Here is a 24483-nt window from a genome sequence, read left to right as displayed (position 1 = left end):
GAACGCGCTATCCGGAATGGATTGCGTCTCCCGTTCTTGGCGATAGCTCCGCGAGTGCCCGGCCTGCTCCACCCTGATATGTGTCCCGCTCCTGTCAAGACACATATCGCCGATATCACCCGTCTTCGATTAAGCATTGCATTTGCAAAAATTGCAAATGCAATATTGATCATTATCAGGTCCCACGACCCGACAGAAATGTCAGCCAGGCTTCAGTCCAGGAAACCTCGACAGTGTCGGTGTCCAGCGCAGAATACGAACGCGCTTATAGACACCGTGAATGACGAATGGATCGGCATCGCTGAAGGCAATCATATCTTCAATGCAACGGGCTTCGGCAATGACGAGTGCGGCGGATGACCCGCCGTTTTCCGCCTGCAAGGGGCCGGATGCCAGGATCCTGAACCCCAAGGGCGCGGTCTCCTCGCTGCGCAAATAGGCCTTGTGAGCGTCCATCTGCACCGTCCGCTGTTCCACGGCGGCGAGGTCGCTTTCGGCAAAACGCACATAGAGTCCTGTCTGGTTGCCGCCGCTCATCGGGCCAGCACGAAGTCGTGGTTCACCGACCAGAACCAGTCGCCGGTGAAACCCAGTTGCCCGGCCTTTTCCGCATCCTCCACCCGCTGGAAATCGGCCAGCAGGCTCTCCTTCACGCCGAACACCGCATCCGAACGGATATAGGGATCATCAGGATCGAAAATATGCGTGACGAGCGTGGTAAACCCTTCTGCCGAAACGATATAATGCAGATGCGCCGGCCGGTAGGGGTGGCGTCCCATGGCCCGCAGCAATCGCCCGACCGGGCCGTCATCCGGGATCGGATAATATTTCGGCTTCGTCGCCCGGAACCAGTAGCGCCCGTCCTCGCCGGTGACGAAAACACCCCGCAGATTGAAATCGGGCTGAATGCCCTTCTGCTGCACGTCGTAAAAACCTTCGTCATTGGCCTGCCAGACATCGATGCGCGCGCCGGCAACCGGTGCACCTTCGGTATCGAGAATACGACCGGTCACGACCATGTCCTCGCCCTTGCCATCGAGGCAGATATTGGCGCCCATCGGCATTTCCGGTGCGTCAGCCACATGGAAAGGCCCGAGAACGGTGGATTCCGACGCGCCGCTCGGCTTGCGGTGATTGATCGCGTCAACCAGCATGGAAACGCCGAGAATATCGGAAAACAGGATCCACTCCTGTCGCCATTCATTGCAGATCTGGCCAACCTCGGTGAGAAAATGAATGGCCTTCATCCATTCTTCCTCGGTCGGCTCGATCTCTTTCACCGCCTCGTGCAGCTTGCGCGTCACGACCGCCATGATCTCCTTCAAGCGCGGATCGTCACAGTCGCGCATACGGGCAATCACGGTTTCAGCCGAACGCTCCTCAACGAAATAGCCGTCATCGCTGGTCATCTTCGTATCCGTCATGTCTTCCTCCCATCACTCCGGCCGCGCGCCCTCAAAGGCGCGCTGCAACAGGTCGCGGATCGCGGTTTTTTCGATTGGCCGCGGGCACCAATAGGGATTTGCCGTCGCAAGCTCGGCCATGGGGTCGAGATCGCCAAGCTGCAGCCCAAGAGCGGCGAGGCTAGATGGGGCGCCAAGTCGGGCGGCAAAATCGAAAAGCCCGGCCCCGGCCTTGCCACCGACAAGTGCGGCAAGCGGCGCGAGCAGATCCGGCACCGCCTGTTCCACATAGGCGACGGTGTGCGGCAAAAGCACCGCGTGGGTTTCCGCATGTGGCAGATCGAGACTTCCACCCAGCGTGTGGCAAAGCTTGTGATGCAGCGACATGCCGACGGCGCCTAGCACCGTGCCGCACAGCCATGCGCCATAAAGTGCCGTTTCGCGCGCCGCGATATTCTTTGGCTCGGCCTTCACACGGGCAAGCGCTTCGACCATTGCCCGCAATCCTTCGACTGCCATCAGGCTGGCGATAGGGTTGCGGTCCTGGGCATAAAGCGCCTCGGCCGCATGGGCCATGGCGTTCAGTCCGCTCGTCATGCTGATAGCCACAGGCAGCCCGAGCGTCAGTTCCGCATCATAGATCACCACTTCAGGCAGGATTTCCGGGCCCCGCATAGTGGTCTTAACCCCATTTTCCGTCTGGCCAAGTATGGGCGTCGCCTCGGAACCGGCATAGGTGGTCGGAATGACGATCTGCGCCGCATCGGTGCGCAACGCAATGGCCTTGCCGAGACCGGTGGTCGAGCCGCCGCCCAGCGCCACGACACAATCGGCATTGGCGGCGCGGTAGTCTTCGACCGCCCTTTTCGTCACCTCAACCGGCGTGTGCATGGCGGCCTCCGAGAAGACACCGACCGCAAGACGACCGAGCCGGGCGGCCAGCACTTCCGCATCACCCTTCTGCTGTGGTGTGGAGAGCACCAGCGCCCGCGACAGGCCAAGGCGGCGGATTTCCTCCGCCACCCCCACTGAGCTGCCCACGCCGAAGACGATGCGGGCCGGCGCTGCCATGTAGACGAAGGGCTGCATGGCTCAGGCCCCGTCGAGCTTGAACAAGCGGCGCGCATTGGTGCGGCCGATCTTCACCCGGTCGGCTTCCGCGATGCTCGTGGCGTTGAACCAGTCCGAGGCGTGGTCGATATTTTCAAAGGGCCAGTCGGTGGAGAACAGGATGCGGTCCGCCCCAACCTCAAGAATTGCGTCGATCAAGGTCTGGGTCCGGAAATTACCCGAGGTGGTGATGTGGAAATTCTCGTTGAAATAATCCACGAAACGGCGCTTGGCCGGATAGCGCGGCGGCAGCTTCACCCAGGCATTGCGGTGGTCGATACGCCACATCATGTAGGGCAGCCCCTCGCCCATATGACCGAGAATGATGTTAAGGCGCGGATGTTCGTCAAACAGGCCCGACGCCATGAGGCGCAGCGCGTGTACCGCCGTTTCCTGCGCAAAGGCCCATGTGGGGCCAAGCAGCCAGGGATGGCCGTCATAGATGCGCGAATCCTGCGGCAGCGGATTGCGCGGATGCAGGTAGAACGGCACGTCAAGCTTCTCGACCTCTCCCCAGAACGGGCGATATTGCGGCAGGTCGTAATAAAGCGGCGTCTGGCCGTCGCCCTCCTGGCTGAAACCATTGACGAGCGCACCGACGAAACCGAGATCGTTGACGCAGCGCTGAAGTTCCTCGGTCGCCGCATCCGGATCCTGCAAAGGCAGAGCGGCGAAGCCAAGGAAACGATCCGGCCGCTTGGCGCATTCTTCTGCAAGAACGTCATTGGCGCGCCGCGCGATCTCGATCGCCTTCTTTTTATCAGGAATAGCCTGCACAGCCGGCGCATTCAGCGATAGGATCATGGTTTCGATACCATGCGCATCCATCAGCTTCAGGCGCGTATCCTGAATGTCGAGCAGGCGGTGCTGCAGCTCCTTCCAGTAATCGCCGGGTACGAAACCGGCCGAATCCTGAAGTGTTTCAGGAATTGCGAAATGCTCCTCGAGAGCGACCTTGCCTTGCATGTTGTTTCCTCCGAAATCGCTGTTCATGTGCCGCCGGCCAGACGTTCCATACCGGCGGTCAATATTGGCCCTTGGGTTCCAGCCCGAGCATGCTCTGGCCGATCATGGTTCCCACGGCATCCCAGTTCATGCTGATGTGGCGGCCAACCGCATTGGCATCGCGCCAGGCCCGCTGCACGGGATTGGCAAGATCAAGCCCGACGCCGCCGGTGGAGTCGTTCAGCGCCTGCACGGCGCGTAGTGCCAGAGACACCGCAAAGGCCTGCCCACGACGGCTCAAAAGGCGGTCATCCACCGTGAATTCCGCCCGGCCTTCGATCCGGGCCTGTGCCAGCACCTGTGAACGGACAACATCGCGCAGCAGGATTTCGCAGGCGGCATCGACGCTCGCCGCCGCTTCGGCAACGCGCAGCTGAATGGTCGGGAATTCCGCCATACGGTTATTGCCACCGGCCACCGCACCTCGCGTCACCCGGCCGCCGACATGATCGACATAAGCGGCAAGCGCGCCCTTGGCCGCGCCGACGCCGGCCGCCGCAAGACAGGAAGGAATGCCGGTCAAAAGCGGCATGTTGAACAGGCCTTCCTCGGCATAATATTGCCCGCCGGGCGTCTTGCCGCTGGTGGCATCCGGAAAGGTGAGAACCCGATGTTTGGGAACGAAGACATCATCGAGAACCAGTGTCTTGGAGCCCGTGCCGGCCAGCCCCACCACATGCCAGGTGTCTTCAATGACATAGTGGCTGGCGGGAACGAGAAGGAACGCGGGAACCGGCCTGCCCTCACCCTGCGGCGGCAGAATGGCGGCACAGAGAGACCATTGCGCATTTTCGCAACCCGAGGCGAAGGCCCATTTGCCGCTGAGGCGATAACCGCCTTCAGCCACATCAGCCATTTTCACCGGGGCGTAGGAACCACACAGCAGCGCGTCAGGGTTTTTACCCCAGACATCGGCCTGCGCCTCTTCCGGAAACATCGCCAGCAGCCATTGATGCGCGGAAAGCAGACCGGCAACCCAGCCGGTTGACGCACAGGCGGCCGAAAGCTCGATATTGGCTTCGACCAGTTCTGCGAATTCACCGCCCTTTCCGCCGAAGGCGCTGGGTTTGACGATATCGAAATAACCGATACCACGCAGCGCCTCGATATGGCTGGCGGGCACGCGTCGCGCCTCTTCCGTCTGGCGGGCGCTCGCCCGGAAAAGATCGGCTATCTCGGCAACACGACCCGTCAGGCGGACACGCGGGGTCGTCTGCGCCGGCTGTGGCGCATGGCTCATATCGTTCATGATTGTCTCCTTCCGGAAGTGACTTGGCCGGGAATTATCTGGCCGGAAATATCAGGCCGGCAAGCCAGCCGGACTTGCGGCGCAATATTGGGCATTTTCGTAAAGCAGCGGCCGTGTTGTCTCGCTGACATCAGCCGAAACCACCTGCCCGATGAACACGGTATGCGTTCCATAGGGCATCGCCGCCACCCGGCGGCAGGCGATGGCCGCATGGGCCGTGGGCAGATAAAGGACACCGTTTTCGTGGCGCTGCCAGTCACCATTACCGAAGCGCTCCTCCGGCGACACCTTGCCGCTGAAGGCATCCGAAAGCGCGGTCTGATCCTGCGTCAGCACGTTGACGATGAAATCCGGCCGGCACAGCAGCAATTCATGCAGCAAGGTGCGGTTGTTCAAGCAAACCAGAAGAGAGGGCGGCTCCATCGAGACCGAAGTGACAGCGGTCACTGTCATGCCGTGATCACGCTGATCGCCGGAAGCACAGGCAGTAATAACCGTCACGGTTGCCGGAAAACGGCGCATCGTCGTGCGAAAAGTCTGGCCGACGCCTTCCGGTGCAAGGTTGTTCAGGCCGAACAGTGCTGATGTCATGAGATCCTCCCAAATCCTGCATTCTTATTTATTTGCGTTTGCAACATTTGTCAATGCAAATGTTTTTTGTCATTTCAGGCAACGAGACAGCCTCGCATTCCCCGGTCTTCTGGAGCGAAGCTATTGAAACGGATGAATTGTGCCGGTACAGCCGATAGGCACACATCAGCATCTGCGCAGATGGTTCTCAAACGGGGATTTGCTTCGTGTCTTATCAGTTCACCGACTCGGTACCCTACCTGCTCAACTGGGTGGGCGTTCGGCTTGGCGAGCGTTTTTCCCTGCGACTGGCCTCCTATGACATCACTCTGCCGATGTATCGCGTACTGGCGACACTGAGACAGCAGGAGAGCAAGACGCTAACCGAGCTTTCGGACATGGTGTCGGTGGAGATTTCCACGCTGTCCCGGCTGGTGGGACTGATGGTCCGGCGCAACCTCGTCAGCCGCGAGCGACCGGCCGACAATGCCCGCATCGTGCGCATCACGCTGACGGCAAAAGGCAAGGAATTGGCCGACGAACTGATGCCCATCGCCGCCATGTTCGAAAAAACCGCGATCGAGGGTCTCGATCCCAATGAGGTAAAACTTTTCAAGAGCATCCTGCGGCATATCGGCCGCAATATCGCCGGCCTCTGACACCCGCTCCCCGCTCGCCTTACGATCTTTACGTGCAATGTACTTGCAATGACCGGTTCCTATCCCTGCGAAAATCCACCGCAGCTGAAAGGAATTCCCATGTCCGACAGATCGTCACTTGCAGTCCCGGCAGCGATCATCCTCATCGCCGCCGTATCGGCCGTGCTCACCGCCTGCGCCTCGACGGTCATGAAAGGCTATATTGGCGCGCCTATCACCAGCGTTATGCTGGACTACGGACCGCCGGACAATATTTACAGCATGGGTCCCGGCCAGCAGGCTTACCAGTGGCGGAAGAACAAGACACAGGTCGTTGCCGGATCATCCAGCGGTGAAGTGCGGTCGACCCGGCATGGCGAGCGCTACGAAGTGTCGGAGACACCGGGTTATGTCGAACGCATCGATTGTTTCTATACATTCTACACCCGCAATTCCGGGAGCGAATGGTATGTGACGAGCTTCCGGCAGCCTTCGCTCGAATGCGAATGATGGTTTCGGGATTTCATATCCCCCGGCCCTGCCCGTTTCGCGCCATGCATTGTTTTACCGCCGCTTCCAAGCTGAAAGCGGCGGTATTCTTTTGAAATCTCCCTGGAATCAGTCATCGGATCGGTCTCAGAAACGATAGTTCAGGCCGGCTTTGATGACATGATCGGTCACATCGGTTTTTGACCGCCCGCTGGAAGTCGTCGTGCTGACATTTCCGGTGCTCACATAATTATACTCAAACTTGGCCGACAGACCGCCGCCAAAGCTCTGTTCCAGACCTGCTCCCAGCAGATAACCCTGTTTCCAGCCATCGGGACCGTTAACGCCATTCGTATCCTTGAATTTCGTCGTGGTCAGGCCGGCGGTGCCGTAAACGAGGGTGCGGTCGAGCGCGACACCGGCCTTCAGCTTGGCTGCACCCCGGAAGCGCTCTCTCAACCGGCCGTTCGGCACGCGTGCTTCATTTCCAAGATAGGAACCTTCAAGTTCCGCACCGACAACACCGGAGCCGAACTGGAAATTATAGCCGGCCTGTACACCACCCGTCAGACCCCGGCCGCTGGCCAGCGGATTGAATTTTGGGGAGGCGATGCCGCCATGGGCACCGACATAAGCCCCGCCCCAGGAAAAGGCCGGGGGATTGGCATAGTCGTATTGCTGCGCGTTATAGTTGGTAAGATCAGCCGAATAGGCACTGGTTGCCACCATCATGGCAGCCGTTACGGTGACAAGCGATTTTGCGATGAACGACATGAATGACTCCAGGTGAAACCGATGCGCCATGCTCTGACGGCTGCAGGGTTTCCGTTCGCGTTGAAGAACCGGAAACCGGCTCCCGTTGATCTCCTGTGCGGATGGGCTCAGCAGATACGGACATTTTCCCCACGAGAATTACGCCTGGATTGCATGAAACGAATTTGTTGAAAAATAATTCAGTAATTTAATATAGTTAAATGAAATTCCTTAACTAAATTGTAAGAAATTTCCCCATGCCGACACAGCCTGATGCCTGATATTTTTAGACAGCGGTAACAGCCTCATCTCGCAAAATTATCGATCGAATTTCCAGCCGAACGCCAAAGCCGGGGTCAAGGTCGAGGAACTGAACCCGGCCGCCATGAAGCTCCGCCGCTCTCTGGACCAGGTTGAGACCCAGACCGGCACCGGAAGAGTTCGTATTGATGCGATGGAATGGTTCAAATACCTGCTCCCGTTCCGCAACGGGTATGCCCGGCCCCTCGTCGCAGACATCTATGGTTCCCGCTGCGCCAATCCGGATGACGATTGCACCTTCGCCGCCGCCATGATCGATGGCATTGCGAATGAGGTTGACGACCGCCATCTCGATGATCGAGGTCTGAACCGTAAAGAGAGCCTTTCCTTCGCTCGGTTCGAAATCGAACTCATAACCGGCATCCATCGCAATCGGCGCAAGATCGGTCGCGATACGTTCGACGAGAACGTTCAGATCCTGCTCTTCGGCAGGCAGCTCCACCGCGCCCACCGCCTGCATTTCGAGAAGCTGATGCGCGACGCGGGTAAGCCGGTCGATATCCGCTCGCAGCTGCCGGCTCAGCGCGTCATCGGGCAAAAGATCGGCGCGAATGCGCGCAATCGCGATCGGTGTCCTCAGTTCATGGGCGGCATCGGCCAAAAAGCGGTTGCGGCGATTATAGCCCTCGCCCAGTTTCGAGAGCGCAACGTTGAAGGCATCCACCAGCGGAATGATTTCATTGGGCACCTTCGAACGATCGATCCGGGCGGATCGGTTCTCGAAATTGATCGATTGTGCCTGGGCGACCGTTTCCATGAGGCCGCTCAGCGAACGGCCAACCGCACGGGGCGTCACCAGCAATGTCGCAATACCCGTCAGCAGCAGCATGGGCACGACGGCGACAAGGATGATGAAACCGACACCGGGCAGTACTGTCAGCCAGCGAATGGCGCCATTGGCATCCTTTTCCAGATCCAGCTGTACATTGATCCAGAGACTGATGCCGTCATTCGGGAAGCCTTTTTCCGTCCCGGCAATGAACTGCAGCCGCCCGGCCGGTGTATCGCGGTTTTCCATGGTGGCCCGGACTGTTTCCCCCGCCTCCAGACGCGCCCTCTCGATGCTCCGGGGAAACACCGCCGCCAGGGCAGGCGCCGGGATATCCCCATATTGCAGGACGATTGCGTCGGCGTCCCGCACCACAAACCAGAGATCAGGATAGCGCTGTTTCAGCGCTTCCAGATCGGGCGTAGCCGACACCTGTGCCCGGCCCTGCCCATCCTTTGTCACGCTTTCCGCAATGATGCGGGCAGCCTCTTCATTGGCACCCTCAAGTCGCGGATCGATGATCCAGATCCAGCCGATGAGAAGGACGACGAAGAGAACGAGAAAAAAAGCCTGCAGGGCGAAAAGGCGCTTCATCAGCCCCCATCGCAGGGATCGGTTGCGCTCCGGCCTCATGTCTTTGCCCGAATGAGATAACCAATGTTGCGCACGGCTCTTATTTCCACCGTCGCTTCGGCCTGCGCCAGCTTCTTGCGAATGCGCGAAATATGCGCATCAAGCGCATTGGACTCGATCTCATCGTCGAGCTTATAAACAGACTCGATCAGGCTGGACCGTGTCACGATGCGGTTCGGACGCCGCATCAGGGCTTCGAGCGCCAGATATTCCCGGCGCCGCAACTCGAGGATGGAACCGGCAACGCTGACCTCATTGCTCTTCGGATCGATACTGAGATTTCCGAAGCTCGTATATTTGTCGGAAATCGAAGGGCTGCGCCTGTGAAGCGCTCTGAGGCGGGCAAGCAGTTCCTCGATTGCGAAAGGCTTGGCGAGATAATCGTCCGCCCCCGCATCCAGCCCATCGACCCGGTGATCGACACTTCCAAGCGCCGTCAGAACCAAAATCGGCACGGAATGTTTCCGGCGGCGAAGCGACGATACGAGGCTCAGCCCCTCGCCATCGGGCAGGCGGCGATCCAGAACCAGCACATCGTAGGAGCCATCACGCGCAAGGGCATCGGCATCGCTGATGGTGCTGACATGATCGGCAAGCACATCACGCCGGCGCAGGGCTTCGAGCAGCGCACGCGCCATTTCGGGTTCATCCTCAAGAAGCAGGATTCGCAATGACTTTCCCCCAAAGATGAGCTCTTGCCATCCCCACCACTGTTCGGTGAATGTTGCAGGTAGATTGCAGGCGGCCGGCCCTTCTTCTTGTACCACCCCAACCGACATAATCCGACTGGCATCGCAGGTGTTTTGGCGACACCACTTATTGCCGTACCGTGGGTCGTCCGGGCATGCGGTGATCAGCAAACGGGCGTCAGGCCTCGGGGTTTGGCCTGTATCCATGCCTGGCATAAAAGCGGTCAAGCTCACGCTGCTGCGGCACCTCACCGGTGTAGATCGCGATATAGTCCGCAATCCTTCTCATCCGCACTGCCACATCTTCCTCGACCTGCATGGAAATATAACCGATCTGCACGAGATAAGTGGTGCGGGCGCGCACATCCGCCATGTTCTCAGGGTGGCCGAAACGCATGAACATGCGCGAAAGCGCCTCCATTCTCATCTGGTCGGCCTTGCGAACCTCGGCAAGAATATCAGCAGACTGCAACGCCCAGCTTCGCACCGCGAATTCGAATTTGCTGTCGAAAAGCGAGGAATCCAGCCAGCAATCGAAAACATTCAGCATCGCCTCGGCCAGGGTTTCCGCATAGGCCTCCGATTGCCTGAGGATACTTCCCGTATTCTTCTCGCGCCAACGGGATAACAGCGCCGCCAGCAATTCCTCCCGGTCCTTGAAGAACCAGTAGAAGCTGGTGCGTGAGAGATTGAGCTTTTTCGCCAGAGGCAGGATCTTGACGGAATCCACCCCGGATTCCAGCAGTGCCGCGTAGGCGGCCTCAAGCCAACCTTCCTGCGATCCACGCCAACCGGTCTCGTTCAATGTCGCTTCCATGACAATTGCGTAGCAAATCAGTCCCTGCGCGACAAGGCAAAGCGTACACTCTTGTCGAACTCATAAACACCAGTGTTTTCTTAATTGACACATATGTACATTTTCTCTTAGCCTTGTCTCATACCCGTTTTGGAGCAGGCACATGTCGAACGATCCCCTTCTTCAGCCCTATCAACTCAAGCATCTGACGCTGCGCAACCGCATCATCGTCACCTCCCATGAACCCGCCTACCCTGAAGACGGCATGCCGAAAGGGCGCTACCGCGCCTATACCGTCGAACGGGCCAGGGGCGGCGTGGCGCTGACGATGACGGCAGGCTCGGCCGCCGTATCGAAAGACAGCCCGCCCGTCTTCAACAACCTGCTGGCCTACAAGGATGAAATCGTTCCGTGGATTCGGGAAATGACCGACGCCGTGCATGAGGCGGGTTCGGCGATCATGATCCAGCTGACGCATCTTGGCCGCCGTACCCGCTGGGACAAGGGCGACTGGCTGCCGGTCCTCGCGCCATCGCATCAAAGGGAAGCGGCGCACCGGGCCTTTCCGAAGAAGATCGAGGACTGGGATATTGAGCGCATCATCAAGGATTTTGCCGATGCTGCCGAACGGATGAAAGCGGGCGGCATGGATGGGGTGGAACTGGAAGCCTATGGCCACCTCATCGACCAGTTCGTCTCACCGCTGACCAACGAGCTTGACGGCCCCTATGGCGGCTCGCTTGAAAACCGCATGCGCTTCTGTCTCGACGTCTTCAAGGCGATGCGCCAACGCGTCGGCGACGATTTTATCCTCGGGGTTCGTTATACCGCCGATGAATGTCTCGAGAACGGCACCGGCAAGGCGGAAGGCATCGAAATCTCCAGACGGCTGAAGGAGAGCGGCCTGATCGACTATCTCAACGTCATCAGGGGACATATCGACACCGATCCCGGCCTGACCGACGTCATCCCCATTCAGGGCATGGCGAGCGCGCCGCATCTTGATTTCGCAGGCGAAATCCGCACGGCGACCAGCTTCCCCGTCTTCCATGCCGCCAAAATTCAGGATGTCGCCACCGCACGGCATGCGATTGCCGCCGGCAAGGTCGACATGATCGGCATGACCCGCGCCCACATGACCGATCCGCATATCGTCCGCAAGATCATGGAAAAGCGGGAGGAGGACATCCGTCCCTGCGTCGGCGCCAATTATTGTCTTGATCGCATCTATCAGGGCGGCCTCGCCTTCTGCATTCACAATGCGGCAACCGGCCGCGAGGAAACCATGCCACATGAAATCACCAGGGCTGAGAAAAGCCTGAAGGTGGTGATCGTCGGCGCGGGGCCGGCAGGTCTCGAAGCCGCACGGGTCTGTGCGGAACGTGGCCATACGGTCATGGTCTTCGAGGCCGCCAGCGACGCCGGCGGCCAGGTCCGCCTGACTGCACAGAGCGAACGCCGCCGCGAAATGATCGGCATCATCGACTGGCGCATGAGCCGGTGCGAGAAGCTCGGCGTCATCTTCCATTTCAACAGCTGGGCGGAGGCGGATACGGTTGTCGCCGAAAAACCCGACGTGGTGATTATCGCTACCGGCGGACTGCCACATACCGAGGTGCTTTCGAAGGGCAACGAGCTGGTCGTCTCCGCATGGGATATCATTTCCGGAGACGTCAAGCCGGGCGCCAATGTTCTCGTTTATGACGATGCGGGAGACCACAGCGGTCTCCAGGCTGCCGAATTCATCGCCAAGGCGGGCGGCAAGGTCGAAATCATGACCCCGGATCGCTCTTTCGCTCCGGAAGTCATGGCCATGAATCTCGTGCCCTATATGCGCTCGCTGCAGAAACGCGACACGACATTCACCGTCACCTACCGGCTGGAAGCGGCGGAAAGAAGCGGAAATCAAATCATCGCCCATGTCGGCAGCGATTATGGCGGCGTTTCGAAACAGCGCATCGTCGACCAGATAGTCGTCAATCACGGCACAATCCCGCTGGACGAGCTTTATTTCGAGCTCAAGCCCGGCTCAAAGAACCTCGGCGAAATATCCTACGACGCGCTCATTGCGGGCACGGCCCAGACCGTCGAGCGTAATCCGGCCGGCACCTACCGGCTGTTCCGGATCGGCGATGCGGTTGCAGCACGCAACACCCATGCAGCAATCTACGACGCGCTGCGCCTCGCAAAGGACATCTGAAAGAGAGCCGCCCCGTGGCGGCCTCCTTTATAACTCAAGCGATACTGCGAACCGCTGACCGAATTGCGAAAACTGCAATCGCCCGCCCAGCCGGTCGATGGCCATCTTGACAATGGCAAGCCCAAGGCCGCTTCCACCGGGTTCCGATCGCGGCGAACGGTAGAAGCGCTGCAGCACCCGTTCCTGTTCGTCCATCGCGATCCCCGCCCCTTCGTCGATGACCACCACATTGACCTTGCCGTTTGCCAGTTCCGCCCGGCATTCCACCGTTGATCCCTTCGGCGAGTGCTGTACGGCATTTTCCATCACGTTACGGATCGCAAGACGAAGCAGGGACCGATCCGCCTCGATGAGGATCCTATCCGCCTCTTCCGAAAGCTGGCAGGTAATTTCAACCTCGCGTGCTCGCCTGAGCGGCTCCAGCTCCTGTATGACATCGAGGACCAGACGGGGAATGTCGACGCCGGATTTCACCGCCTGCGCTTCGGTGGCGTCGACGGCAGCCAGATCGATAAGCTGTTTTGCCATCCGGCTTGTCCGGTCAACGCTCTGTTCGATGCGCCGCAGCGCCTGTTGCTGCACCTCGGGATCGGTGGAACGCATGGCCACCTGCGCCTGCGTCTTCAGGCCGGCAAGTGGCGTCTTCAATTCATGTGCGGCATAGGTCGTGAACTCCCGTTCCCTTTCCCGCGTCGCCTGCACACGCGCCAGAAGGCTGTTCAGCGCATGGATCATCGGCCGAAGCTCTGATGGCGTTCCCTTGTCGGCAAAGCCGTGGAGTTCAGTCGCGTCGCGCGCTTTCATGCCGTTTGCGAGCTTTTGCAAGGGCGCAAGCCCCCGGGAAACACACAGCCAGATAAGGCCAGCCATCAATGGCATGATGAAAAGCGCCGGATAAAGAAGCCCCTTGATGACATCGTCAACCAGCCGGTCGCGAACCTCGACACTGTCACCCACCAGAACCCTGACACCGAGGTCGGGTTTCACGACCGCATAGACACGCCATTCGATGCCGTTGATGACCGTATTCTGGAAGCCCGAGGCATGATCCGAAAGGGAAGCATCCGGGGCGCTGTCCGATTTGCTGAGCAGACGGCCGCTAATGGACCAAATCTGGCAGGCGAGCTGGCGTTCGTAGGAGGGGATCGCCGCAGCATCAGCGTCCGCGTCCTCATCATGCGTCGGTGAATGGCCGTCTATCAGGCGGATATCGACCGGGCGGTCGCCGACGAGGGATCCGACCATTCTTGCCGATTCCACCAGCCGCGCATCGAGAACATGCTCCAGCCGCGCCTTCGTGCTGGTATAGATCCACACGCAGGCCGAAAGCCAGACGAGGCCCGTCATCAGCAGAAGCACGGTAAACAATCTTGCCCGGATCGACATCACGCAACCCTCCCGACGCGGTAACCAACGCCGCGCACCGTCTCGATGAAACCGGCGCCCAGTTTGGAACGAAGCTTGTGGATGTGGACCTCAATGGTGTTGCTTTCCACATCCTCCTGCCAGCCATAGAGCTTTTCTTCCAGAACCGGCTTTGAAAAGATCATGCCAGGGTTCTGCATCAGGGCATGGATTATCGCGAATTCACGGCGCGACAGCGCAATGACACTGTCATCCTTCTTCGCCACCATCTTCGCCGGATCGAGCGTCACGCCCAGCGCCGACAGCGTGCCCTCGGAACGGCCCTCGCCGCGGCGGATGATCGCCCGCAGCCGGGCGGCCACCTCATCGAGATCGAAAGGCTTACCCAGATAATCATCTGCGCCGGCATCGAGGCCGCAAATCTTGTCCGTGGTCGCATCCTTGGCGGTGAGCAGGAGGATCGGCACCCGGTTGCGCTCATTGCGGGTGTGGCGCAGAAGATCGAGGCCTGACCCGTCAGGCAACATCACATCAAGGACAACGGCGTCGAAACGGCAATTCTCAAGGGCGATTTTTGCGTCGCCAAGCGTCATGACAGCATCGACGGTGAAGCCGGCAAGCTGCAGCCCGACACGCAGACCATCAAGCAGGACATCATCGTCCTCGACCACCAACAGACGCATTGAGCACTCCATCATTCCGGCACACGGGTATTTTGATGCGCGGGAACCTGAAAAACGAACCTTAAGGCTGGCTTAAGCTTCCAGCCGGAAGCCTGCGCCATCCATGGCTTATCCCACAAGGCCTACCCCATAAGGAAAGAGAATGCGTTTCAATTTTTCGTTCGTGCTCCTCGTTCTGCTGTCCATTTGCGGACCGGCGCTCGCGCTCGGTCCGCCGATGGACATGGCGGATGCGTTCAAGCTTTCGATAGACCGCACGGGAACAGCGGCCACCTTCCGCTGGCAAGTCGCCGAGGGATATTATCTCTACCGGGAGAGCCTGCAGGCCACCACTGACGACGGAACGAAGCTTGATCTCAGGACGCCGGCCGGCGAGATGAAGGATGATCCCGGCTTCGGCAACACCGAAGTCTATTTCGGGCAAGCCGCCGCCACGCTTGCCGACGCGCCGCAGACGATGAAGCTGACATTTCAGGGATGCCAGGATGGCGGCATCTGCTATCCGTTCAGAACGGTCGCCATCGACGGGTTGCGGATCGAAGCGGAGGCGCCATTCGGCATAAGGCCGCAGGATCCACCCGCATTTCAATCCCTCACCCCGATCGCACCGTCCGCGGAACCGGAAAAGGCTGAGCAGTCAGTACCCGCACCCGTACCAGCACCTCTGGCCGAGCCGGGCATGGTGGAGGGCTTTCTTGCCCGGGGCGGAACCGTGCTGCTTCTCGCCTCCTTCATGGGCCTTGGCGTGCTCCTCGCCTTCACGCCCTGCGTGTTTCCCATGTACCCGATCCTCGCGGCCACGCTCGGCCGGCAGGGCGCTTCACTGTCGCCCGGTCGCAGTTTTCTCCTCTCCTCAACCTATGTCGTCGCGCTTGCCGCCGCCTTCAGCCTGTTCGGCATACTGGCCGCATGGCTTGGCCAGAGCTTCCAGATCGCCCTCCAGTCGCCACCGGCCATTCTCATCACCGCCGCCGTCTTTACCATTCTGGCAATCGCCAGTTTCGGCATGGTCGAGGTCCAGCTTCCGGCTGGCCTTCGCGACCGGCTGGCCCGATCGCAGCGTTCGCTCGGCGGATCCTTCGGCTCGACCGCCATTCTCGGTTTCAGCTCGGCGCTGCTGATCGGCCCCTGCGTGACCGCACCGCTTGCAGGCGCACTTCTCTATATCGCCAAGACCGGCAACCTGCTGCTCGGCGCAGCGGCGCTCTTTGCGCTCGGCATCGGCAAGGGCATTCCGCTCATCCTCATCGGCACCTCCGGCGCGGCATTGCTGCCGCGGGCCGGCGCATGGATGGCACAGATACGCTGGCTGTTCGGCTTCATCTTCCTTGCCACCGCGATCTGGTATATCGACCGGCTCATTCCTCCGCCTGTAACGCTCGCGCTCGCCGCAGCGCTGCTCGTTACCATCGGTGTTTTCTTCGGTGCTCTCGACGCGCTGCCGCAACAGGCCGGCATTGGCCGCCGGCTGATGAAATCGGCCAGCCTTCTTTCCATGCTTTATGGGGCGTTTCTCGCTTTCGGCGCGGCAAGCGGCGGCACCAGCATGCTCCAGCCACTGCAATTCTCCGGCGGCCCGGTCGCCAGCCGCTCCCTGCCCGGCCTGACAAAGGCGAGTTTTGCAACGGTTAGTTCCAATGGGGAACTGAAAGCCGCGGTCGCTGAAGCAGGAAAGCCAAGCCTTGTCTACTTCACCGCGGACTGGTGCGTTTCCTGCCGTGTCATCGAGCGCTCCGTTCTGAGCGATCCGCAGGTCGCGGAAAGCCTCAAGGATACAAACCTCGTCTCCGTCGATCTTTCGGACATGACGCCAGACAAACAGCAATTGATGAAGGACAGCAATGTTATCGGCCCGCCGACCATGCTGTTCTTTGACAGAAAAGGCGCCGAACTCCCCTCCATCCGCATGGTGGGCGAGATTTCGGCCCGTTCACTCATCGATACGGCAGCGCAAACGCAGCAGGCGCTTGCAAAACCGGCAATCGACAATACCGCAGGAGCCCGCCAATGACCCTTACCCGCCGACAGCTTGTCGCTATGGCCGGCTTTGCCGCCATAGCTCCCCCATCACTTGTTTTTGCCAGGACAGACCCGACAAGCCAGGAGATGGTGCTGCACGATCCGGAAGCCCCGGTCCTCGGCAATCCGAAAGGCGACGTGACGGTGGTGGAATATTTCGACTACCAGTGCCCCTATTGCAAATCGTCCTACGGCATGGTGCGCGACGTGGTCGAACAGGATGGCAAGGTCAGACTTGTGCTGAAGGATTGGCCGGTCTTCGGCGGCGCATCGGTCATCGCGGCGCAGGCGGTGCTCGCCAGCGCCAAACTCGGCAAATATGAAAAGACGCTCGACGCCATGTTTCACACGCCGAACAAGCTGCAGCAGACCGATGTCGAAAAAGCCCTGAAGAAGGCCGGCCTGACTTTCGACGGTGTCGGCAAGGCCGTTATCGAGCATCAGGCATGGATTTCCGGCCTGCTGGATCGAAACTGGATACAGGCCGCTGCCTTCAAATTCGTCGGCACGCCATCATTTGTGGTGGGAACGACGAGCTTTGCCGGTGTCCTCGACCGCAAAGGCCTGAAGGAAGCAATCGCCAAGGCACGGGGATAGGACGGAGACGGCAAAGGGCATCGGCACTGCCACGCCCGGCCAGAATGTCGAAACGATGGTTTCAGTCCGACTGGGGCTGAAACCATCATTATCGGAACGCTACGCCTGTTCACGCGCTCTTTTGAAAAGATCCGTAAAGGCTTCCGCGCTCTGCACCGCGCCGGGAACGAGGAACTTGCCGATGATGAAGGCAGGCGTTCCCGTCAATTGCAGCGACATCGCCTGTTCATGATTGCGCGCAAGCAGATCATCGATCTCCGCTGCTTTCGATTTCATGTCACGCTCGAGGCGGGCAAAATCGATACTCGTCGCGCGCACGGTGTCGCGCATCTCGTCGGCCTTCACTTTCGGCGTCTTGATCGCCATCAGCGCATCATGGACGATATGGTAGCCGTCCTGATATTTTGCCGCCAGCGCCAGTCGCGCTCCCTCGACGGAGTCAGGCGTTATGATCGGCCAGTCCTTGTAGACCATCCTGACATCCCCGTCTGCCGAGACCGCATTGCTCATGGGAACAGCCGTCTTTTTGCACCAGGGGCAATTATAGTCGAGAAAGGCGACCATGGTGAGCTTGCCGGCAGGATTGCCGGAGACGGGTGCCGCCGGATCGCGCAGGATCATCTCGAGCTTCAGACCGTTGGGCGAAGCCGCCGCCGGTGATGCGGCGGCCGAGACCACCGAAATCGAGCCGAGGAGAAAGGCACGGCGTCCGAGCCCGGCAAGGGCTGAAACATCCGCGCGGTTTCGAACGTCATGTGCCATGGTGATGGGCCTTCTTTCTTTTCCGTGTCGATCGTCAGACGCCAAGTTGCTGGCGTTTCGAGGGGTCGGGAATAACCACGATGGTGCTGCCATCCCTCACATTGTTGTAGAGGTCGATGACATCCTGGTTCAGCAGCCGTATGCAGCCGGAGGAAACCGCCTTGCCGATAGAAAAGGCCTCCGGTGTTCCGTGCAGGCGGTAAAGCGTGTCCCTGCCGCCCTGATGAATGTAGAGCGCCCGCGCGCCAAGCGGGTTCTTGAGGCCGGGCGGCATTCCGCCATTGGCGATACTGTAGGGCTGAAGACTGGGCTGCCGCGCCACCATCTCATCCGGCGGCGTCCATTTTGGCCATGCCCGCTTGTAGGCAACCGTCGCCCGGCCGGCCCAGGAGAAGCCATCACGGCCGACGCCAATCCCGTAACGGGTCGCCTTGCCGCCCGGCAGAATGTGATAGAGAAACTTGTTCGGCGTATCGACGATCAGCGTACCCGGCTTTTCGTCGGACGGATAATCGACGACCTGCCGCCAGTAGCGTGGGTCCACCTGCTTGATGTTCACCGCCGGGATCGGGAATGTCTCATCGGGAAGCGCCGCATACATTGCCGGCGTGGCCGGCGCAGGCGTCTCGGGCAAGGGGTCGTCGTTCCTCGACAGCGTCGCCGGCTTTGGCGGCTGACCGGACGTGGCGCAACCCGCCAGCAGGCCCGCAAGCCCAAGGGCAAGAAGGTTTCTGCGGGTGGTGAAAATCGGGATGTCGTGCATTCTGGGCTGTGTCTCCTATTCGGCGACACATAGCCGGCCCGCACCTTAAGCCAGTCTTAAGGGCATCACCGGCATGGCAATTCGTCCAGATCAGCCGCACCGCGGATCGCCGGCAAGATAAAATGACCACCCCTTGGGGCGGCCATTTCTTCCATGTGTTTGATGCAGTTCACCAGCGGGTCAGGCCAAGCAGCTTTTCACCGCCGAACTGGCGACAGCAGGCCTTTTTGCTGATTCCAAGGTTGGTGCCGCAATCAGCGGATTGGGTATTCCAGATCACTCGGTGCCGTCCCGGCAACATTCAAATGTCGAGATCGACCCAGAGCGCAGCATGATCGGACGCGGCGTCCTCCTGGCGCTTCACCTCATCATAGCTTTCCCACTTCTTCGGCCGAACACCCGGCCACATGCCCTTGCGGAACACGCCACCGTCCTTGACCTTTGCAAAAAGGGCGGGAGACAGCAGGATATAATCGATCTTGTTGGAGGCCGTGCACCCGCCATAGGTGCCGGGGTAACCGCCATCATCGAAAGCGTCATGCTTGAAGATGTCTTTTAACGAAGTGCCGCCAAGAAGTGGCTCCAGCGGGTCACTTTCGGGGGTATCGTTGAAGTCACCGATAACAGCGACATATTCAACGCCCCGTTCGATCAGTTTCTCGTAGATTTCGGCAATACGTTTTGCCTGGGCCTTCCGCTTGGCATCCGACTTGGCTTTCCCGCCATAACCCTTGCTCTTGAGGTGATTGACCATGACGATAAGCCGTGCGCCGGCGGGCGTGGTAATTTCATATTCCGGGCAATCGCGCGAAAAAATCGCTTCACCGTTCGGGGTACAATCATCCACATGGCTGTGCATGGCGCCGATGGGATAACCCTTGCGGGTCATCATGCCGACATCGATCCCGCGCTCGTCATTGCCGTCGATCACCATCACGTGCCGAAACGGTGTGCCGCCGATCGCCGGCAGTATCTCCCGGTTGAAGGCGGAAAGCACCGGGCGGCTCTCGACTTCGACGATACCGAGCACGTCGGCCTCAAGATCGACCATCGCCCGCGCGGTATTGCGCATGGCGTGCTCATTGACCGGCTCGTCACGCAGTTCCAGCGACCCGACCCAGTCAGCCCGGCCATCGGCAACGACCACCACACCGCCCGTCGTCGGCCGCTTGAGCAGACCGCCACGGTTTCGGCGAAGGATGACGAAAGGCCCCGTATCGGACTGCTCCATACCCAGCTCGACGACGAGCCGGGCGATCGCGACCTTGTCTGCATCAATATATTCGACCTGACCAAGCAATTGGTTCAGTGCGGCGAAACGCTCCAGAACGGGCTTTCCCTCTTCCCAGCTGCCAAGGTTCATCGCTTTGGCACGATCAAAGAGATTTTCAACGTTGTAGACAGCAAGACGCATCTGATCCTCCCCAGGTTGCAAGGATGATGCCAGTTTTACATTTCAAAGACACGACAGTTCGGTCTGACAGAGGAAATTCACGACAGGCACGCCGATGGACAAGATCGTCCTGACATCGGCGGACGGCAAGATGGAAATCAGGTTTCAGAGCGATCCCGCTGAAATCTTTACGATTCCCGCACCACGAAAACCCCGCGGAAGCTTAGGCGTTTCGCCAAGTCCGCGCATTGTCCACCGCACGTGCGAAACGATCATGATCTGCGGCATCAACCGACCCATCGGGCGTGAATATCTCGGTATCGTTTCGCATGGCGGCGACATCGATACCGCACAGCTCCGCCAGACCAAGCGCCGTCAACTCCCGCATGGCCGGCACGCAGATGGTCCGGCCGCTGGCGGCGGCCAGAAAACGAGCGAAATAGCGACTATTCGACAGGCCACCGTCGATGGAGATCGTGTTACCGATGGCAGTTGCAGCCGGCATCGCATCGATCAATCGAACCGTCAGCATGGCAATACCTTCCAGCAGCGCGCGCACCATGTCGCGCCGCTCAGTGGCATGTTCCATACCGATGAACAGCGGCACGGCCTGTCTGTCCCAATAGGGTGCAGCAAGGCCCGAAAATGCGGGCACGCATACAAGGCCGCGCCGAATGGCCGATGATCCCTCGAAACCGTCGAGTTCGTCATTATCGGTATATAAGCCGATCTTTCGCGCCCATTCCAGCGCCGCACCCGCATCGTAGACCCCTCCCTCGATGGCGAAAACGGCCGGTGCGCCTTGCCTGTGCCAGCCAATGGCCGGCAAAAGCTCCCCCGTCAGCGGGCGCTCGTTACCAGCGACAGCCAACAGGAAAGCTCCCGTGCCAAAGGTTATCTTGCAATCACCGGGTTTGCGGCAACCATGCCCATAAAGCGCCGCCTGTTGATCAACGATGGAAACGCGGACGGGCGTTGCCTCGATTGCACCGAAACCGCCATCGACAGGGCCGATGGCGGGCAGGCAATCCAGCGGCACACCGTGAAGCATGCAGAGTTCCGGGCTCCAGCCTCCCTTTGCCAGATCAAGCAGCCCGGTGCGCGACGCCGTTGCAAGATCGGTGCGGAAACAGCCGGCCAGCCGATCCAGAAAAAACGCATCGGTGGTGCCCAGCCGCAACCGCCCGGCCGCCCTTGCCTGCGCCACCGCTGGATTATGCTCGACCAGCCAGGACAGTTTGCTTGCCGAAAAATAGGGATCGAGCGGCAACCCGCAAATCTCTTTCGAACGATCCGCCGCCGATGGCGGCAGAGCGGCAAGAGCATCGGCGGTGCGGGCATCCTGCCAGACGATAACCGGCGACAGCGCCTCACCGCTCTCGGCGTCCCACGCCAGGCAACTCTCGCCCTGATTGGCGATGGCTATGGCATCCACCGGCCCGGCGGCGGCAAGCACCGCGCGGATATTGCGCAACAGTTCTTCGGGGTCATGCTCCACATGACCGGGCGCCGGATAGAACTGCGCATGGCGCAGGCTGGAGACGACCTGTGCCATGCCATCGCCGACCACAAGGCATCGGGTCGATGTCGTTCCCTGATCGATCGCTGCAATGCGCATCAATTTGTCTCTCCAACGTGAAAGGCAATCTGGCTTGCTTCAAACGCAGCGCGGGGAATGGGCACGAGCACACGGCGCTCCGGCAGCCACAGGCCGATCTTGCTCCACACTTCCGCTCCATCGAGATGAAGCGAAAGCCGGCCTTGAACACGTTTGGTAAAGCGCAGCTGAAAGTCGCGAAAAGCTGGTCGGTCAAGCCCTCCCGGACGCACCATGGTCGGTACCACGAGTTTGAGCGGGTCGGCGAAAGTGACGGGTACCACCCGGTCGTTGCGGGGTTCGCGGGCGAGATCGTCGGCAACGGCGGCACCCACGCGGCGGCCTTCGCGAAACGACCAGCCACCCGTTTCCACGGCCCGCAACAGGTTTCCGCTGGCGAAAAAGATGGGGTTGGCCATCCGGCCGTCCTGATCGATCATCGGCCCGGCGCTGCCTGCCGCCACATCGACCGCGGATGCATTCAAAAGCGCCGCCTCCGGCGTGAACCGCCCGGTCAGAAGAACACCATCGCACTTGACAGTCAGGAGACGGCCATCCGCCAGTCGGATGTCAGCCTCCTCGACACGGCCGCGCCCGCGAATGTCCATAAGCACGGCACTACAATGAAACGGCACCCCGACCAGTCGCGGAAACCATTGGAAAGGCGACCGCGCCAGCGGTTCCGGCTCTGGTTCGATCATCGCCACCGGCCGCGCGCGATGCGTCAGACAGGTCAGAAGCGCAGAGAACGAAACCAGTTCAGAACCAATAATAAGCGGCCGACGAAAAGGCATGATGCCATGAAAGGCAACATAGGATTGCAGCGCTCCGGTGGTGATCACACCCACCGGCCGGTCGCCCGGCAGAAGCAGCGCCGAGCGTGGTTTTTCCCGTACGCCAGTGGCCAGCACGATGCGCCGGGCCTTCAAGCTCTCGACACCGCGTGCCGAGGTGACCAGCAATGCGCCATCCTGTCCCAGTTCGACCACGGAATGACCGGTGCGGATATCGACACCGGCATCCTGCGCTTCCCTCTCAAGGCGTCTCGCATAGGCCGGGCCGAAATAGACGCGCCCGAATTCGCGCATGCCGAAAGGCGAGTGCGAGCAATGCCGGGGCGCGCCGCCAAGGGCCGGCTCGCGCTCGAGGATCATCACACGCGCGATGCCACGGGCTTTCAGCTCCAGAGCCGCCGCCACGCCCGCAGGGCCGCCGCCAACCACGATGACATCGGCATATGAAGCGTCTTTGCGCTCTTGCTGAAAAAGCTGCACGGTACTCATCGCTCGTCTCCCGCGCCGACCGCGAGCGGTACGGCCAGACGGTCGCCCGTCATCGCCGCAAGTCTGGCATTGCAATAAAACCCCTGGCAGCGACCCATGCCGGCGCGGGTGCGCCGCCGCAGCCCGCCGAAATCGCCCGGAGGCACCGGGCTGGAAAATGTCGCATCGATCTCACGCCGGGTGACGAGTTCGCAATGGCAGATAATTTCGCCATGATCAGCACGCTGCCAGTCCCGCTCGCAGGTTTCAGTCAGGTTGGGCATCGTCACGTCAGGCACGGAGAGAGGCAGGTCAAAGCGGGTACCGAAACCTGCGTGGAGCGTCAACGCATGCTGCGCCAGCCCGAGCGCAGCGCTGAGGCCCGTGGAACGCACACCGCCGAGCGTGATCGCCCGGCGGTCCGGCCGCTCGGAAATCCGGTAATGCTTCTTTTCAGACGCCGGGCGCAGGCCGGCATAGACGGCGGTCACGGAAATGGAGGCCAGCGCCGGAACGATCTCAGCGCCGCGCTTCAGCAGCGCTTCCAGCGTCGCCGTCTCCACGGTCGCACGCTCGCGATCATCCTGCTCTTCCGCCGTCGGGCCGACAAGAACATTGCCGAAAGCGGTGGGACAGACCACGATGCCCTTGGTTATCTCGGTGGGAACGGGCAGGACGATGCGCGGCACATGCCGACGGGCGGCCTTATCGAGAACGACGAATTGTCCCTTGCGCGGCATGATGGTGAATTCGGAGACAAGACCCAGCCGCGCATCGACGATATCGCCAAACAACCCTGCGGCATTGACAATGCTTGCGGCAAGGATCGGACCCGCCGTTGTCTCGATCCGCCACGCGCCATCGAACGAACCGGAGAGGACTTCGGCATTGCGCACCAGTTGCGCCCCCAAACCCACCGCCTGCGTGAGATAGCCAAGCGGCGCGGACCACGGATCGATGATGTGTTCACCCGAAACTTCGAGCGCGGCGGTGAGGTGGCCGGACAGGCCGGGCATGGTTTCGCGGGCCTGCCGGGCCGTGAGCAGGCCGAGTTCGGAAATACCGTTGCGCCGCCCCTGCTCGGCAATCGCCGCCAGTCTCTCCGCCTCATCCGGATTCCAGGCGCACACAAGTGCACCGGTCTCGACAAGGCTGAGGCCCATCTGCCCGTGGATGGACAGATATTCCGCCCGACCCGCCTTTACCAGCTCCAGCTCCAGACTGCCTTCCGGCGCATCGAAGCCGGTATGGAGAATGGCGCTGTTGGCCTTCGAAGCCCCGGAAAGAATATCAGCGCCCTTCTCGATGACGACCACCTTCGCACCAGCCAGAGCGAAACGACGGGCGACCGCGCAGCCGACAACTCCGGCACCGATGACGGCAACGTCGAATTCCGTGGAGAGGCTCTGGACCATCG

Annotated in this window: 23 protein-coding genes; 5 read left to right on the top strand and 18 right to left on the bottom strand. The window is 60.3% G+C overall.

Features of this window, described 5'->3' with window-relative positions:
- Window positions 1-201 precede the first annotated feature (201 nt).
- Genes ACQZ5F_RS00275 through graD form a run of 6 tightly spaced genes read right to left on the bottom strand, consistent with a single transcriptional unit; the run spans window position 202 to window position 5358 of the window.
- On the bottom strand, window positions 202-537 hold the full coding sequence (locus tag ACQZ5F_RS00275) for a YciI family protein (protein ID WP_225339310.1): 336 nt from the start codon (window positions 535-537) through the stop codon (window positions 202-204).
- Window positions 534-1424 (bottom strand): hydroxyquinol 1,2-dioxygenase, encoded by an 891-nt coding sequence (gene graB, locus ACQZ5F_RS00270; RefSeq protein ID WP_052818279.1) that lies wholly within the window; start codon window positions 1422-1424, stop codon window positions 534-536. The genes ACQZ5F_RS00275 and graB overlap by 4 nt, the downstream gene beginning before the upstream one ends.
- A gap of 12 nt (window positions 1425-1436) precedes the next feature.
- Window positions 1437-2492 (bottom strand): maleylacetate reductase, encoded by a 1056-nt coding sequence (locus tag ACQZ5F_RS00265; RefSeq protein ID WP_046801576.1) that lies wholly within the window; start codon window positions 2490-2492, stop codon window positions 1437-1439.
- Between the two features lie 3 nt (window positions 2493-2495).
- The gene (gene tsdA / locus ACQZ5F_RS00260) at window positions 2496-3479 is read right to left on the bottom strand and encodes a gamma-resorcylate decarboxylase (RefSeq protein WP_137085231.1); all 984 of its coding nucleotides are present in this window, start codon (window positions 3477-3479) and stop codon (window positions 2496-2498) included.
- A gap of 58 nt (window positions 3480-3537) precedes the next feature.
- Complete coding sequence (graA, locus tag ACQZ5F_RS00255; RefSeq protein WP_225339311.1) at window positions 3538-4767, bottom strand: FADH(2)-dependent resorcinol hydroxylase oxygenase component; 1230 nt, start codon at window positions 4765-4767, stop codon at window positions 3538-3540.
- Window positions 4768-4818: 51 nt separating this feature from the next.
- Window positions 4819-5358, bottom strand: a complete 540-nt coding sequence (graD, locus tag ACQZ5F_RS00250; RefSeq protein WP_225339312.1) for an FADH(2)-dependent resorcinol hydroxylase reductase component — start codon at window positions 5356-5358, stop codon at window positions 4819-4821.
- A 206-nt stretch (window positions 5359-5564) separates the two neighbouring features.
- Between graD and ACQZ5F_RS00245 the strand changes: the two genes are divergently transcribed.
- Entirely contained in the window at window positions 5565-5996 is a 432-nt protein-coding gene (locus tag ACQZ5F_RS00245) for a MarR family winged helix-turn-helix transcriptional regulator (RefSeq protein ID WP_046801579.1), read from the top strand.
- Between the two features lie 99 nt (window positions 5997-6095).
- Window positions 6096-6485, top strand: a complete 390-nt coding sequence (locus tag ACQZ5F_RS00240; protein ID WP_225339313.1) for a hypothetical protein — start codon at window positions 6096-6098, stop codon at window positions 6483-6485.
- 126 nt (window positions 6486-6611) lie between these two features.
- Here the strand turns inward: ACQZ5F_RS00240 and ACQZ5F_RS00235 are convergent, their stop codons facing one another.
- The 4 genes from ACQZ5F_RS00235 to ACQZ5F_RS00220 form a co-directional block, all read right to left on the bottom strand.
- Window positions 6612-7238 (bottom strand): outer membrane protein, encoded by a 627-nt coding sequence (locus ACQZ5F_RS00235; protein ID WP_225339314.1) that lies wholly within the window; start codon window positions 7236-7238, stop codon window positions 6612-6614.
- A gap of 265 nt (window positions 7239-7503) precedes the next feature.
- Window positions 7504-8901, bottom strand: coding sequence for a sensor histidine kinase (locus tag ACQZ5F_RS00230; protein WP_225339315.1), 1398 nt, complete (start codon window positions 8899-8901; stop codon window positions 7504-7506).
- Between the two features lie 35 nt (window positions 8902-8936).
- Entirely contained in the window at window positions 8937-9611 is a 675-nt protein-coding gene (locus ACQZ5F_RS00225; RefSeq protein ID WP_052818282.1) for a response regulator transcription factor, read from the bottom strand.
- A 196-nt stretch (window positions 9612-9807) separates the two neighbouring features.
- The gene (locus tag ACQZ5F_RS00220) at window positions 9808-10446 is read right to left on the bottom strand and encodes a TetR/AcrR family transcriptional regulator (protein WP_225339316.1); all 639 of its coding nucleotides are present in this window, start codon (window positions 10444-10446) and stop codon (window positions 9808-9810) included.
- A 142-nt stretch (window positions 10447-10588) separates the two neighbouring features.
- Between ACQZ5F_RS00220 and ACQZ5F_RS00215 the strand changes: the two genes are divergently transcribed.
- A complete protein-coding gene (locus tag ACQZ5F_RS00215) occupies window positions 10589-12625 on the top strand; it encodes an oxidoreductase (RefSeq protein WP_225339317.1) in 2037 nt (678 codons plus the stop codon).
- Between the two features lie 27 nt (window positions 12626-12652).
- Here the strand turns inward: ACQZ5F_RS00215 and ACQZ5F_RS00210 are convergent, their stop codons facing one another.
- The gene (locus ACQZ5F_RS00210) at window positions 12653-14011 is read right to left on the bottom strand and encodes an ATP-binding protein (protein ID WP_225339318.1); all 1359 of its coding nucleotides are present in this window, start codon (window positions 14009-14011) and stop codon (window positions 12653-12655) included.
- Entirely contained in the window at window positions 14011-14673 is a 663-nt protein-coding gene (locus ACQZ5F_RS00205) for a response regulator transcription factor (RefSeq protein ID WP_046801585.1), read from the bottom strand. The genes ACQZ5F_RS00210 and ACQZ5F_RS00205 overlap by 1 nt, the downstream gene beginning before the upstream one ends.
- Window positions 14674-14815: 142 nt before the next feature.
- Here ACQZ5F_RS00205 and dsbD point away from each other — a divergent pair, with 142 nt between their 5' ends.
- Both dsbD and ACQZ5F_RS00195 read left to right on the top strand, forming a co-directional pair.
- Window positions 14816-16684 (top strand): protein-disulfide reductase DsbD, encoded by a 1869-nt coding sequence (gene dsbD, locus ACQZ5F_RS00200; RefSeq protein ID WP_225339319.1) that lies wholly within the window; start codon window positions 14816-14818, stop codon window positions 16682-16684.
- Complete coding sequence (locus ACQZ5F_RS00195) at window positions 16681-17289, top strand: DsbA family protein (protein ID WP_225339320.1); 609 nt, start codon at window positions 16681-16683, stop codon at window positions 17287-17289. Before dsbD ends, ACQZ5F_RS00195 begins: the two co-directional genes overlap by 4 nt.
- Before the next feature lie 99 nt (window positions 17290-17388).
- Here the strand turns inward: ACQZ5F_RS00195 and ACQZ5F_RS00190 are convergent, their stop codons facing one another.
- From ACQZ5F_RS00190 to ACQZ5F_RS00165, 6 genes are all read right to left on the bottom strand, one after another.
- On the bottom strand, window positions 17389-18051 hold the full coding sequence (locus ACQZ5F_RS00190; RefSeq protein WP_052760262.1) for a DsbA family protein: 663 nt from the start codon (window positions 18049-18051) through the stop codon (window positions 17389-17391).
- 34 nt (window positions 18052-18085) lie between these two features.
- The gene (locus tag ACQZ5F_RS00185; protein ID WP_225339321.1) at window positions 18086-18814 is read right to left on the bottom strand and encodes a L,D-transpeptidase; all 729 of its coding nucleotides are present in this window, start codon (window positions 18812-18814) and stop codon (window positions 18086-18088) included.
- A gap of 301 nt (window positions 18815-19115) precedes the next feature.
- Window positions 19116-20228 (bottom strand): endonuclease/exonuclease/phosphatase family protein, encoded by a 1113-nt coding sequence (locus tag ACQZ5F_RS00180; protein ID WP_225339322.1) that lies wholly within the window; start codon window positions 20226-20228, stop codon window positions 19116-19118.
- Between the two features lie 202 nt (window positions 20229-20430).
- On the bottom strand, window positions 20431-21825 hold the full coding sequence (locus ACQZ5F_RS00175) for an FGGY family carbohydrate kinase (RefSeq protein ID WP_225339323.1): 1395 nt from the start codon (window positions 21823-21825) through the stop codon (window positions 20431-20433).
- Window positions 21825-23087: an FAD-dependent oxidoreductase gene (locus tag ACQZ5F_RS00170; protein WP_225339324.1), complete on the bottom strand. Its 1263-nt coding sequence runs from the start codon at window positions 23085-23087 to the stop codon at window positions 21825-21827. The genes ACQZ5F_RS00175 and ACQZ5F_RS00170 overlap by 1 nt, the downstream gene beginning before the upstream one ends.
- Window positions 23084-24481, bottom strand: a complete 1398-nt coding sequence (locus ACQZ5F_RS00165; RefSeq protein WP_225339325.1) for an NAD(P)/FAD-dependent oxidoreductase — start codon at window positions 24479-24481, stop codon at window positions 23084-23086. The genes ACQZ5F_RS00170 and ACQZ5F_RS00165 overlap by 4 nt, the downstream gene beginning before the upstream one ends.
- Window positions 24482-24483: the final 2 nt, after the last annotated feature.

The sequence above is a fragment of the Agrobacterium sp. 22-210-1 genome, from assembly GCF_053522525.1.
Note: the sequence above shows the minus strand (reverse complement) of the source record. Positions and strands in the feature narration are given on the sequence as shown.

Coding starts and splice junctions, on each gene's coding strand:
- ACQZ5F_RS00275 (WP_225339310.1), bottom strand. CDS start 537: ATGAGCGGCGGCAACCAGACAGGACTCTATGTGCGTTTTGCCGAAAGC.
- ACQZ5F_RS00185 (WP_225339321.1), bottom strand. CDS start 18,814: ATGCACGACATCCCGATTTTCACCACCCGCAGAAACCTTCTTGCCCTT.
- tsdA (WP_137085231.1), bottom strand. CDS start 3,479: ATGCAAGGCAAGGTCGCTCTCGAGGAGCATTTCGCAATTCCTGAAACA.
- ACQZ5F_RS00195 (WP_225339320.1), top strand. CDS start 16,681: ATGACCCTTACCCGCCGACAGCTTGTCGCTATGGCCGGCTTTGCCGCC.
- ACQZ5F_RS00215 (WP_225339317.1), top strand. CDS start 10,589: ATGTCGAACGATCCCCTTCTTCAGCCCTATCAACTCAAGCATCTGACG.
- ACQZ5F_RS00190 (WP_052760262.1), bottom strand. CDS start 18,051: ATGGCACATGACGTTCGAAACCGCGCGGATGTTTCAGCCCTTGCCGGG.
- ACQZ5F_RS00220 (WP_225339316.1), bottom strand. CDS start 10,446: ATGGAAGCGACATTGAACGAGACCGGTTGGCGTGGATCGCAGGAAGGT.
- ACQZ5F_RS00210 (WP_225339318.1), bottom strand. CDS start 14,011: ATGTCGATCCGGGCAAGATTGTTTACCGTGCTTCTGCTGATGACGGGC.
- ACQZ5F_RS00230 (WP_225339315.1), bottom strand. CDS start 8,901: ATGAAGCGCCTTTTCGCCCTGCAGGCTTTTTTTCTCGTTCTCTTCGTC.
- ACQZ5F_RS00170 (WP_225339324.1), bottom strand. CDS start 23,087: ATGAGTACCGTGCAGCTTTTTCAGCAAGAGCGCAAAGACGCTTCATAT.
- ACQZ5F_RS00180 (WP_225339322.1), bottom strand. CDS start 20,228: ATGCGTCTTGCTGTCTACAACGTTGAAAATCTCTTTGATCGTGCCAAA.
- ACQZ5F_RS00205 (WP_046801585.1), bottom strand. CDS start 14,673: ATGCGTCTGTTGGTGGTCGAGGACGATGATGTCCTGCTTGATGGTCTG.
- graA (WP_225339311.1), bottom strand. CDS start 4,767: ATGAACGATATGAGCCATGCGCCACAGCCGGCGCAGACGACCCCGCGT.
- dsbD (WP_225339319.1), top strand. CDS start 14,816: ATGCGTTTCAATTTTTCGTTCGTGCTCCTCGTTCTGCTGTCCATTTGC.
- ACQZ5F_RS00265 (WP_046801576.1), bottom strand. CDS start 2,492: ATGCAGCCCTTCGTCTACATGGCAGCGCCGGCCCGCATCGTCTTCGGC.
- graD (WP_225339312.1), bottom strand. CDS start 5,358: ATGACATCAGCACTGTTCGGCCTGAACAACCTTGCACCGGAAGGCGTC.
- graB (WP_052818279.1), bottom strand. CDS start 1,424: ATGACGGATACGAAGATGACCAGCGATGACGGCTATTTCGTTGAGGAG.
- ACQZ5F_RS00175 (WP_225339323.1), bottom strand. CDS start 21,825: ATGCGCATTGCAGCGATCGATCAGGGAACGACATCGACCCGATGCCTT.
- ACQZ5F_RS00165 (WP_225339325.1), bottom strand. CDS start 24,481: ATGGTCCAGAGCCTCTCCACGGAATTCGACGTTGCCGTCATCGGTGCC.
- ACQZ5F_RS00235 (WP_225339314.1), bottom strand. CDS start 7,238: ATGTCGTTCATCGCAAAATCGCTTGTCACCGTAACGGCTGCCATGATG.
- ACQZ5F_RS00240 (WP_225339313.1), top strand. CDS start 6,096: ATGTCCGACAGATCGTCACTTGCAGTCCCGGCAGCGATCATCCTCATC.